Source organism: Bacillus sp. USDA818B3_A, from assembly GCF_009928415.1.
GTDB lineage: Bacteria > Bacillota > Bacilli > Bacillales > Cytobacillaceae > Neobacillus.
Genome location: NZ_JAABNN010000015.1, coordinates 35,390 through 47,886, shown reverse-complemented (window position 1 = coordinate 47,886; position 12,497 = coordinate 35,390). Strand labels below are relative to the sequence as shown.

The window sequence follows — 12,497 nt, the reverse complement described above, 5'->3', positions numbered from 1 at the left end:
TTCTTTTTCAATTAACTTAATAGTCTGAAGGTGTTACTATATAAATATCATTTTTTATTTAAAGGTGTTTCAAAGATTGATAGCAACAATTTTTTGGAAGGGGCAATAGCTGTGCAGTTTATTTTAATCGTATTACCTGTATTCCTTATCTTTGGAACAGGCTTTCTCGGACAAAAGTTACTTAAACTGAATGTTAAATCGATCTCAACGATGGCACTTTATCTTATGATGCCTTTTTTAACATTCAATACCTTCTATACGAACAAATTAAATAAAGATTATGTTTATATGTTTTTGTTTAATATTTTACTCATTATTGTATTAGTGGTTATTACCTTTGTTCTAGGGAAAGTATTAAAGGCTGATCGAACAAGTCTGTCTGCCATGCTACTGGGAACCGCATTTCCCAATATGGGAAACTATGGTGCTCCAGTTGCCTTGTTTGCATTCGGAACTCAAGCATTTGATTATGCGATAGTTACGATGGTAATACAATCTTTATTAATTAACACAATTGGAATTTTTATCGCCTCTTATGGCAGTGAAAAGTCGACTACTGTTAAAGGTGCGCTCCTAAATGTAGTGAAAATGCCAGTTCTATATGGTGTAATCCTCGGTCTATTATTTCAGCTTTCACATGTAAATTTACCGCCAACAATTATTGATGGCGTCCGTTTAATTGGATCAGCCTCGATTCCAACGGTTACGCTGCTGTTGGGGATGCAATTAGCTGAAATTAAAACACAGAAATTCGAATTTAAATATGTGAACACCATTACATTCGTTCGATTGATCGTTTCTCCTCTTTTGATTGCTGCATTGGTCAGCTTTATGCCTGTAAGTCATCTAGTTAAAAATGTTTTTATTCTGTTAGCTGCCATGCCAATTGCCGCTAATACGACACTTCTGGCGGTTCAATTTAATACGAAGCCGAATTTAGTTTCGTATATTACTTTAGTAACCACTTTAATTAGTCTAGTGTCCATTCCAATCACACTCTATTTTTTAGGATAAAAATCATCCACTCTATACAGTGAAAAGAGATAAGTGGGTACAGTAGCTCTATCAATAAAAAGTGAATTATTTATAAAAAATACCAAAAATAAAACCCATAAATATTAATGAACTATAGATATATAGGGAAAATTATTTTTATGAAAAATATCATAAAAACTGCACTTATTATGTCTATTATTTTAACGATGACTGGTTTTGGAAAAGAAACATTGAACAAAAATGCAGGAGCGAAAGAAAATGGAGAAAAAACTGCAGAAAAATCTGTACTAGCTGATTTACCTCCAGTTATTCACGGTCTTGGTTGGATAGATGGATATTATGTGACAAATTCCTTTGAAGCCTTTAAATATAATTATAAACGTGGATTTCGCGTATTTGAAGTAGACTTGAATATGACTTCTGACAATTATTTAGTCGCACGTCATGACTGGACACTTGTTCATTATGGCTGGTTAGGCCAAAATGTCCCTGCCGGCACGATGGATGAGGATCCCCTAACCTTTGACCAAGTAATGTCACTAAAGATTCACGGACAATACCATCCAGTTTCATGGAAACAACTCCTGAAACTAATGAGGAAATATCCAGACATTTACTTTGTAACAGACACAAAAGAAACTGATGAAGAGGCTATTCGTAAGACCTTTTCGTATCTAGTACGTGAGACAAAAAAAGTGGACCCCAAATTACTAGATCGTATTATTCCGCAAATTTATAGTCAGCCCATGCTAAGTTATATTAACTCTTATCATCGCTTTAAATATATTATCTATACATTATATAAACATACGAACGATAACATTCCGACCCCAAAGGAGCTTGCGGAATTCTGTGTAAGTCACCATGTTACAGCTGTGAATGGACTTCCTTTTCGATTAACAGTGGAACTGCAGGAAACTCTGCATGAAAACAATATTATTATTTATACGCATACAATTAATAAGCCTAAAGACGCTGCAGCTTATCTGGAAAAAGGGATTGGTATCTATACGGACTATCTATATTACGATGGCAAGAAATTTATTGCTCCTTAATAAATAATAAAGGTTCATAAGAGAGCAAGGATGCATGCAGACATGGACGGCATGGGTAATTAACATATAAAGTCTGGGTTCTAATGTGCAACAAATAGAAAAATGCTCATCCTTTGCTCTACTTAGCAAAGGGATGAGCATTTTTGTTACAAGGTCACTCAAATATTTACTATTTAGAATCTATCACGGTCGACACGATTACTATCGATATTAGTTTCATTAACCGAAGCATCGCCTTCTTTTTTCACTCTTGCTTCCTCGCGTTTCACATTATCCGTAACCTGTTGGGTTTCCGTAACTTTCTTTTTGCCAATCACTAGTTCCTCCGTAACGACCGGTTTCTTCGTCACTTCTACTTTTTCCTCGACAATTGGCACATGAATGGTTTCATCATCACCTATTGGTGTGGTTGTATCTGCATCATTATTGTCGACTGTACGTCTCTCTACATAAACTTCTTCATGTTCTACAGGAACATTTATTGTTTCCTGTTCTTCAACGACATCCTTTGTAACCTCTACCTCGCCTGTCTGAACACGGTGTTTATTAACATCGAGCTGTTCTCCGCGAAGCTTTAGTGAGCGCTCTGTATCTGTGTCGAGAGTATCCTCAAGCCCTGTTTGGCCGCGAGCAATCGTCCCAGTGGAGAAACCGTCTGCACCGTTTGCGTTCTCGAATCCTCTTTCACCAAGAAGAAGAATCATTCCGGAATTGATATCCTCTTCGTATTTTAACGCATCTGCTTCACTGATACCCTGGGCCATCAAATGATCATAGTAGGTAGATCCGCCGCCGCCATCATTTTGATACATACGATCCTCAAATGGGGTAAACAGGCTTGCCAAGAACCCAGGGCGCTCTTCTGTTTCGGGCTCCCTTGTAGCGCTTATCTCCCGAGAAGCCACGCCTGTTTCCTCTTCGATAGAGGAAGGGACATCTGTTGTATTAGCAATAATCGACAAGTCTTTCACAGAATATCCTTGGTTCTGGAATTCCTCTATGGCCTGAACCACTTCATCACTGGAATTATAAACTCCTAATACTGTTTTACTCATAGTTATTGCCTCCATTTCCCTTTTGTTAGCTTATAAGCTTACAAACTATACTTACCCGGCAAAGCAACAGCGGAAACAAACTTTTTCCGATTATTAAGAAGTAAAGAACAAATCAGAGGGGAGTTTTTCTGTTACCCACTACAACAGAAGGGGATAATTGACCCATTTTTTTTTGTATCGGTGGTCGATATAGCTCTTGTAAATTAAGCCAAAAACCCTCATATTTAAAAGAAAAGGAGGTGCGATATGCGACGTGATATACAACCGAATGAACGAGCTTTTTCTTCAAAGGAAGTAGCAGAAGAAGTGGGGATCGCAACACCGACTGTTCGTAAGTATGGTCAAATCTTAGAGCGGAATGGATATGAGTTTTTAAAAGATGGCGATCGGCGTATTTTTGTACAATCTGACATCGAATCGCTTATAGCGCTGCGCGATACAGAGAAACCCTTGGACGATACTGCTAAAGACCTTGCGTATCAACAAAAGGAAAGGTTAGAAACATCTAATGAACAAGAGATTGCCATACCCGATACATATGAAAGGCTGCCACAAGATCCCAATCAATTAAAAGAAATTTTAATGTTTGTGGTCAATGAACTGGCAGCCTCGCGAGAGATGAATGTCCAACTGAAAAACGATATGTCGGAGCTTAAGGTAACGGTTTCCCGACTCCAGCAAGATCATCATGTGATTAGTTCCAGTATTGGAAATTCAGCGCAAAAAACGCATTCTAAAATTGAAAAATTAACAGAACAACAAAAAGCATATTATGAAACCATGCTGGATCAAGAAAGAGAGATAACTGAATTCTTACAACAGGAATTACATAATTTGCGCGATGAACAGCAAAAAGAGTGGCTTTCACAAAATGAATTTAATAAACGTTTAGAGGAAAAGATACAAATTCCTAAAGGGAAATGGGAATGGTTTTTCTCGTTATTTCGAAAGTAGGATGGTTATGCCTGCATATATCGCCAATATGGAAAGACTAAGACCACCTAAATTGGAATGAGAGACTTTAATATGATTGACCAGTGATCTGCAGCTGCATGAAGAAAGAAAATTACTGACATATGAAAGGATCCTCTCCTAAAACCACGGTTTCCTGACTCCTCCATATTCGAAGATCTTAATTTCTTATTTTCTGCAAATTCCCGGGAAATATCTACAAATTTTGAGATGATATCGACAAATATTCCATCTTAATTTGTCGGCAGGATCCACTACTTTGTCATTTATCCGCATTAAACCACTTTCATTAATGGAGTGGTTTTTTATTGTTCACTTTTAAATTGACTTGCATCAATTCTTGGATTCATTCCTTTATTAAGATGGAATCATTTACTTCTTCTGAACAAAACCGAAAAATACCTTTATAGGGCATATTTTACAAAAATAAATTACTTCGGTATCCTAACGTTCGTGTTATCTTCGTTCCATAAACATTAATAAACTAATAAGATAGGTAATTGAGCTTTTTCACGAACATTAAATTGATGTTTTGTATTAATATTCGGTTTTTGTATTGCCAAATGAAATTTTATTACGTATAATCTTAAATGTAAGAGAAAGAAGCGGACATTAAATGATGTTCAACATCATTTCAACCTATTTTTTTGACTTGGAAAGTGAGGCCAGATATGACGCAGCGAAGAATCCCTTATCTCATATTGGCTCCAGGATTAATACTTTTGATTTTATTCTTGGTGTTACCCCTTATCTCCATTATTTTTCCAACGTTCTTTAACGGAGGAATCACTTTTTCAAACTATACTGCGTTCTTCTTGGATGAGTATAACTTTGGTATCTTTTGGCGGACGATCAAGGTTTCACTGATTGCCACACTAATTTGTGTAGTCGTTGGAGTTCCGACTGCCTACTATATTTCGCAAAGTCCCAAAAAGTGGCGAGGCTTGTTAATGTCGATTACATTGTTTCCGTTACTAACGAATTCAGTGGTACGGAGTTTCGCCTGGATCACCATTTTGGGACAAGACGGTATTGTTAATCATGCCTTACTAGCTATTGGCCTAATTTCAAAACCGCTTACCTTACTTTATACAGAATTCGCCATTATTATTGGCTCTGTGTATCTATTCCTTCCTTTAATGGTCATTACGTTAGTGGGAATACTAGAAAACATTGATTCTGAAATTATGGAAGCTGCAGAAACGTTAGGGGCCAATCGGTTGATTGCGTTTGTGAAGGTTATATTGCCCTTAAGTGTGCCTGGAATTATTGTGGGCAGCATTTTGGTTTTCACAGGGAGCATGACAGCCTATACAACCCCGCAATTATTAGGCGGGAACAGAAACATCATGCTAGCCACCTTCTTATATCAAAATGCAACGGCGTTAGGAAACTGGCAGGGTGCAAGTGTCATTGCCCTGATTATGATTGTGGCCACATTAATCGTGATGAAATTATTCAATGTGGTTGCCGGCCGCTTGGATAAAAGAGGTGAAGTGAGTGCGTAAAAATATCGGTTTGAAAATCTTTGCAATCCTAGTGTTTGCATTTCTATTAGTCCCTTTGCTTATTATCATCGTGACCTCTTTTGGAACCAATCCTACCATTCAATTTCCAATCAAAGGTTTTACCTTAGAATGGTACAGCAAGGTATTTACGAATGAATCCTTTATGGACAGCTTTTCACTTAGTTTAAAAGTAGCCTTTATTGCGACTCTCTTGGCATTAGTCATTGGTGTTCCAGCCGCTTATTCCTTGGCACGTCACGAGGTGTTCGGACGAAATTGGATAAAGAGCTTTTTCCTTTCACCAACGATCGTACCTGGATTGGTCGTGGGCTATGCGATGTATCAATTTATTGTAATTAAGTTTCAATTCCCAATCATTCAAGGATTGCTATTAGGTCATTTCCTAATTTGCCTCCCTTATGTCATTCGTGTCGTAGGTTCTACGATTGAACAGTTAGATTTTTCAATAGAAGAAGTTTCATGGACGTTAGGCTGCACAAAGCTCCAATCATTTATCAAAGTGGTATTGCCAAACATTACTTCGGGAATTTTTGCTTCCTTCATGCTGGCATTTATTAATTCCTTTAACAATATACCAGTATCGCAGTTTTTATCAGGGCCTGGTATAACGATGCTGCCAACGAGCTTAATGAATTATATCGAATACAACTACGATCCATCTGTTTCAGCTTTATCGGTCATTTTAATGCTTGGTACGATTATTCTGATGTTTATTATTGAGAAGACATTGGGCTTAGCAAGTATTTCATAGGAACTTAAAAGATGTTTACATCGAAGGAGGTAGAACCGCACAATGTCCTATGTTGAATTAAAAGATATTCGTGTCAGTTATGATAACAAAACCAATATCTTAAAAGATTTAAATTTATCAATAGAAAAGGGAGAATTGGTTTCCTTGTTAGGACCATCAGGCTGTGGAAAAACCACGACTTTGCGTGTCATTGCTGGCCTAATTGAGCCAAATGATGGTGAGTTCCTTGTCGACAATCAAAATTTAATAAAGGTGCCTGTTCATAAACGTGAATTTGGAATGGTATTCCAAAGCTATGCGCTGTTTCCCCATCTAACGATTAAGGAAAATGTTGCATTCGGTTTGAAACTACGTAAGGAAAAAAAGGCCTCTATTAATAAACGAGTAGAAGATATCTTAGCGATTACCGGCTTAGAGGACCTTGGGGACCGCTATCCTAAACAGCTTTCCGGCGGACAGCGGCAGCGTGTAGCTCTAGCACGTGCCTTAGTCATCGAACCGAAATTATTATTATTAGATGAACCATTGAGTAACCTGGATGCTAAATTGCGCTTGGCGATGAGGATTGAGATTAAACGGATTCAAAGCCAATTAGGAATTACATCCGTGTTTGTTACTCACGATCAAGAGGAATGTTTCTCCATTTCGGACAGGGTAGCTGTAATGAATAAAGGTGTAATTGAACAATTCGATACACCTGAGGAAATTTATAAAAATCCTAAAACAGAATTTGTTGCTCGCTTTATCGGATTCGAGAACTTTTTTGAGTTAACGCTGACAGAAGATAGGAAGTATAGAGCGGTCGATGGAACAATTTTTGAAAGTACCGGAAAATATGATCAAGGGAAACGGACAGGCACGATTCGTCCGGATGATATAGAGATTGCAGCAAGCCATGTATCCAATTCGAATAATAAGGTGTCTGGTAAGGTCAAAGTCCGAACCTTTCTCGGGAAGTCCTACCAGTACGAAGTGGAAACCCAGATTGGAACATTACTAGCAAATAAAGCAGATGATGTAATTTACCAAGTAGGTGACACGGTTTCGTTATCTATTCCAGCTCACAAATTAATTATAGTTTAATAGCAAATCATCATAAATAAGTACGAGACAACTATGAAAAGGGGATAGAAAAAATGAAAAAGAAATTAGGATTAGTGAGTCTAACTTTAGTAACTGCTAGTGTATTGGCTGCATGCGGAGGCGGCGGTGACAAAACGGCAAGTAAGGAAAAACCAAAAACTTTGGTCATTTCCACTTTCGGTTTGGAAGAAGATAAAATGCAAGAGGATGTCTTCAAACCGTTTGAAAAAAAATACAATGTCGATATTGTGTTAGAAACAGGTACAAGCTCTGAGCGATTAACAAAATTAAAAAGTAATCCAAACTCAACTGTGGATGTTATCGAATTATCTCAATCAAATGCGGCTGACGGTGTATCAGCAGGTTTGTTTGAAAAAGTTGACACATCAAAAGTTCCTAACATGGAAAACTTAATCGATAGCGCAAAAGAATTAGCTGCAGATGGATCTGGCCCAGCATACACGTTAAATAGTATCGGGATTGTCTATAATAAAAAGACAGCAGGCAAAGAAATCAAGGAATGGGATGATCTGTGGAGTCCTTCATTAAAAGGGAAAGTCTCCATTCCTGATATTGCGACCACATTCGGACCAGCGATGCTTTATGTAGCAAACAGTCACAAGAATGCGGAAGCCAAAACGGTTAATGGGAAAACGGCTTTTGAAGGAATCACTGATTTAGCTCCAAACGTGGTAAAGACATATAGCAAATCTTCTGATTTAGCGAATATGTTCCAATCAGGAGAAATAGCTGCTGCTGTTGTCGGCGACTTTGCGGTTCCGATTATTACGGAGTCCAATCCAGATGTTGCCTATGTAGTTCCAGCATCCGGAACATATGCAAACTTTAATACAATCAACATTAACAAAAACTCTAAAAATAAAGACCTAGCTTATAAATATATTAACTGGAGATTAAGCCAAGAGGTTCAAGAAAAAACGGCAGTATCTTTAAATGAGGCTCCAACCAATAAAAACGTAGTACTTAACGAGGAAACAGCTAAAAATAAAACTTATGGTGATGTTGCAAAGCGCACAAATAAGGTGGATTCAAACCTTGTAAATAAAAACCTTGCGTCTTGGATTAATCAATGGAATCGGATTTTGAATAAATAAAAAGGTGTTAGGGAGAAGGCTGAGGATAATTCTTGGCCTTTTTTCTCTTTATACATACTTGGAGGGGGAGAGATTTGATGAAAGTCGATTTAGCAATCGTAAATGCACAGGTTTATAACACTTTTACCAAAAGGTTTGAAAAGAAAAATGTGTTGATTATGAAAGATAAATTTTATTATATTACCGCAGAAGACATCGATCATTGTCAGGTTAGTGAGGTATTAGATGCAGAAAATCGGTATCTAGTCCCAGGATTAATTGATATTCATATGCATATTGAAAGCTCAATGACTTCTCCAACTATTTTTTCAGAAGCCGTGTTAACTCATGGGGTAACAACGGTTGTCGCCGATGCCCATGAGATTGCGAACGTGTTTGGTATGGAAGGGCTCGAGGCGTTCTTTTCTCAGCCGAGTGTCATCGATACTTTCTTTGCGATTCCATCTTCGGTCCCTTCGACCACACCGGAATTAGAAACGACAGGCGGCTATATTGGTGTGGAAGAAGTGAAGCAGCTCCTACAGCATCCGAGAGTCATTGCTCTAGGCGAAGCCATGAACTTTAATGGGATTGTCAATGAACCAGAATCTTTGATTCGGCAAATTTTACGTGAAGTTCAAACAGAACGACCGTTCATGCCTTTAGAAGGTCATATTCCGCGCGTTTCAGGATTGGAATTAGCTGAATTTTTATATGCAGGCTTAACAGCTGATCATACTCATCAATCGCCGGAATCGATTTATGAGAAAATCACGAATGGGATGTTTTTAGAGTTCCAAAAAAAATCGATTACTCCAGAAAATATAAGAGTCATTGTTGACAATCAGTTCTATGAATATATGGCCCTCATTACCGATGATGTGATGGCGGACGACTTGTTGGAAGGACATTTAGATGCAAACGTGCGATTGGCTTTTTCTTGCGGGATGCCAGTAGAACAGGCTATCTATTGCGCTACCTATACACCTGCCAGACGAATGGGATTTCAGGATCGGGGTGCCATTGTCCCTGGATACAAGGCAGACTTTTTATTAATCGATGATATCGAAAGATTTAATATTGAGTCAGTTTATAAAGATGGAAAATTGGTGCACAAACGAGGGGCAGATATCCAGTTTCCTACGGATAAACCTGCCTTTCCAGAGCATTTCTATCAGTCGGTCCATTGCCGTGTATTAACACCAGAGGATTTACAGTTCAAGGTCAAAGCAACGGAAAAGGCGACCGTCAATGTGATTCAAATTTCAGAAACGGGTACCTTTACCGAACATGTAAAGAGGGAAGTTAGCGTCGCAGATGGATTTTTGGATTGGGAGAATAGCGGGTTAGCCCTGATTGTTGTGATGGAGCGTTATGGGAAAACAGGTAACATCGCCTATGGATTTGTTGATAAAGCTTTATATGAAAAAGGAGCTGTCGCCACTACGTGGGCCCATGATCATCATAACTTGATGGTTATGGGAACAAGTTCTGAGGATATCTTAGCCGCGCAAAAGCAATTATTGGACATGCAAGGGGGTTATATCGTCACCAAAGCTGGAAAGGTACAAGCGGTATGTCCTTTGCCGGTTGGCGGTATTATCAGTGATGCACCGATACAAGAACTAGGTGCACAATTGAAAGAAGTGCGTCAAGCGATGATTAAGTTAGGCTACCGTAACAGCAATGAGATTATGTCTTTCTCGACTTTATCCTTGCCGGTATCACCTATTATCAAAATAACAGACAAAGGGATGATGAATGTTCGCTCCCAAATCATGATCCCCTTGGTGGAGGATGAGGAATTTGAGATTACTCATTAAAAATGCATGGATTTTAACGATGAATGAGCAGATGGAGCAGTTTCAAGATGGATATTTAATGGTAGACGGGGAGAAAATTATCGAAACGGGAGCAATGGATATGCTGCCAAGGGATATGACGTATGAAAAAGTCATCGATGCTAGAGGGGCTATTTTATTGCCCGGTATGGTCAATACGCACACACATATTGGGATGATTCCATTTCGTTCCTTAGGGGATGATTACCCCGACCGGCTGCGCCGCTTCTTATTTCCATTAGAAAATGAATGTATGAATGAAAGGCTTGCCTACGCTAGTGCTAAATATGCCATTGCGGAAATGCAGCTTGCCGGTGTGACGACGTTTTTTGATATGTACTATTTTGAACAGCAACTGGCCGAAGCGGCGGAGGAAATGAACAGCCGCGGCCTGTTAGCAGAAACCGTCATCGATTCCGTAACGGTGGATGTCGAGGAGCCAATGGGCGGCTTACAATACGCCGAAAGCTTTCTGCCTAAATGGCAGGGGAATAAAAGAATTAATGCATCTATTGCACCGCATGCGCCCTATTCGAATACAATCGAAGTCCTGAAGCAGGCGGATCTCTTATCCAAGAAGTACAATGTGCCATGGATGATGCATCTAAGTGAGATGGATTTTGAAATGAAAAAATACCGTGAAGAACGTAATCAAACACCAATTGAATTTTTAGAGGAGATTGGCGTATTGAGTTCAAGGCTCGTAGCAGCACATTGTATTCATTTGTCAGATCATGATATTCAGCTATTGAAGAAATATGATGTAAAGGTAGCTCATTGTATTGGTGCGAATACAAAATCTGCTAAAGGTGTGGCCCGCATTAGGGATTTATTGTCTGCTGGTGTAACAGTAGGACTGGGAACCGACGGTCCAAGCAGCGGCAATACCCTGGATTTATTCAGCCAAATGCGATTGTTTGCCAATTTTCATAAAACCATTTTACAGGACCGCAGTGCCTTTCCAGCACAAGAAATTGTAAAGTTAGCCACCACTGGAGGAGCGAAGGTTTTAGGAATGGACAAGCAAATTGGCTCAATTGAGGCAGGAAAACAGGCTGACTTTATCTTAGTTGAAACAGATTCAATCAATATGTTTCCCATTTTTGATTCGTATTCGGCTTTAGTGTACTCGGCTAATGCTGGAAACGTAAGAGATGTATTTATCGCTGGAAACCAAGTGGTTAAAGGTAAGAAATTAGTTGATTTTGATGAAGCACAATTAAGAAGAGATCTTGCTGAAGCCATGGAACAATGCGGATTTAAAACAAAGGCATTAAAAGCTATGGAGTAATAAATCAATAAGTAATCGAAATTGTAAATCTTATTAAACAGAAAAGGACTATTCTATAAGGATTAGTCCTTTTTTGTTTGGTACGGATCATATAATTTTTTTGTAAAAACAGTATAGAATGCCTAAAGTTTTAAAAAATCCATCGAAACCACCCTGTGAGCTATATCTATTTTCCCGGGAAGTTGGGACGTCTTCTTCCTAAGGTCTATTAAAAAAAGTCCTATTTTCAAAATATCCTAGAAATAAAGGCCTACAAATCCTTCTTGGAAGATTGATAGGCAGTTTGAAGGAATAAATTCTCTGTGTTATAAACATATAAGTAAATAACTTCCAAAAGGTTAAGTTTGCGCTGGAAGAGAAGTACATAATTATCTGATTGTGTTTATCATTATTTTTATGATAAAAGTGCCTATTTTCATTAGGCACAATTATAGGTAGAGGAGAGGGAGATAAATGGCTGGACAAATTCGGATGACCCCAGAGGAGCTAAAAGCAAAGGCCACTCGTTATGGCCAAAGTGCACAACAAATTGAGCAGATTCTAAGAGACCTTACGAACCTGCAAAATGAACTCCGCGGTGAATGGGAAGGTCGCGCTTTCCAACGATTTGACGATCAATTTAACCAATTGAAGCCAAAGGTTCAAAACTTTGCTCAATTAATGCAAGAGATCAATACACAATTGAACAAAACAGCAGAAGCTGTGGCGCAGCAGGATGAGCAATTGTCACAAAATTTTGGTCTATATTAATAAAGAAAATACGAATGGCCAATTGCCACGCGACAATCGTTGTGTGGCTTTTGTTCTTTGTTAATGGGCTGGCTCCCTTT

General features: G+C 38.6%; 11 protein-coding genes. 10 read left to right on the top strand and 1 reads right to left on the bottom strand.

Annotation, left to right across the window (positions count from 1 at the left end):
* Positions 1–111: 111 nt before the first annotated feature.
* Both GXK58_RS19510 and GXK58_RS19505 read left to right on the top strand, forming a co-directional pair.
* Positions 112–1,014, top strand: a complete 903-nt coding sequence (locus tag GXK58_RS19510; protein ID WP_160724855.1) for an AEC family transporter — start codon at positions 112–114, stop codon at positions 1,012–1,014.
* A 140-nt stretch (positions 1,015–1,154) separates the two neighbouring features.
* Entirely contained in the window at positions 1,155–2,051 is an 897-nt protein-coding gene (locus GXK58_RS19505) for a phosphatidylinositol-specific phospholipase C/glycerophosphodiester phosphodiesterase family protein (protein ID WP_160724854.1), read from the top strand.
* A gap of 173 nt (positions 2,052–2,224) precedes the next feature.
* Here the strand turns inward: GXK58_RS19505 and GXK58_RS19500 are convergent, their stop codons facing one another.
* Positions 2,225–3,106, bottom strand: coding sequence for a YsnF/AvaK domain-containing protein (locus GXK58_RS19500; protein WP_160724853.1), 882 nt, complete (start codon positions 3,104–3,106; stop codon positions 2,225–2,227).
* A gap of 246 nt (positions 3,107–3,352) precedes the next feature.
* On the opposite strand from GXK58_RS19500, the gene GXK58_RS19495 reads away from it, so the two are divergent.
* From GXK58_RS19495 to GXK58_RS19460, 8 genes are all read left to right on the top strand, one after another.
* Entirely contained in the window at positions 3,353–4,060 is a 708-nt protein-coding gene (locus GXK58_RS19495) for a hypothetical protein (RefSeq protein WP_160724852.1), read from the top strand.
* 689 nt (positions 4,061–4,749) lie between these two features.
* Positions 4,750–5,586, top strand: coding sequence for an ABC transporter permease (locus tag GXK58_RS19490; RefSeq protein WP_160724851.1), 837 nt, complete (start codon positions 4,750–4,752; stop codon positions 5,584–5,586).
* Complete coding sequence (locus GXK58_RS19485; RefSeq protein ID WP_160724850.1) at positions 5,579–6,358, top strand: ABC transporter permease; 780 nt, start codon at positions 5,579–5,581, stop codon at positions 6,356–6,358. The genes GXK58_RS19490 and GXK58_RS19485 overlap by 8 nt, the downstream gene beginning before the upstream one ends.
* A gap of 42 nt (positions 6,359–6,400) precedes the next feature.
* Positions 6,401–7,441 carry an ABC transporter ATP-binding protein gene (locus tag GXK58_RS19480; RefSeq protein WP_160724849.1) on the top strand — a complete coding sequence of 347 codons (1,041 nt, stop codon included), beginning with the start codon at positions 6,401–6,403 and terminating at the stop codon, positions 7,439–7,441.
* A gap of 53 nt (positions 7,442–7,494) precedes the next feature.
* On the top strand, positions 7,495–8,556 hold the full coding sequence (locus tag GXK58_RS19475; RefSeq protein WP_160724848.1) for an ABC transporter substrate-binding protein: 1,062 nt from the start codon (positions 7,495–7,497) through the stop codon (positions 8,554–8,556).
* Between the two features lie 77 nt (positions 8,557–8,633).
* On the top strand, positions 8,634–10,358 hold the full coding sequence (locus GXK58_RS19470) for an adenine deaminase C-terminal domain-containing protein (protein WP_160724847.1): 1,725 nt from the start codon (positions 8,634–8,636) through the stop codon (positions 10,356–10,358).
* A complete protein-coding gene (locus tag GXK58_RS19465; protein ID WP_160724846.1) occupies positions 10,342–11,667 on the top strand; it encodes an amidohydrolase in 1,326 nt (441 codons plus the stop codon). The genes GXK58_RS19470 and GXK58_RS19465 overlap by 17 nt, the downstream gene beginning before the upstream one ends.
* A 453-nt stretch (positions 11,668–12,120) precedes the next feature.
* The gene (locus GXK58_RS19460; RefSeq protein WP_160724845.1) at positions 12,121–12,417 is read left to right on the top strand and encodes a WXG100 family type VII secretion target; all 297 of its coding nucleotides are present in this window, start codon (positions 12,121–12,123) and stop codon (positions 12,415–12,417) included.
* Positions 12,418–12,497: the final 80 nt, after the last annotated feature.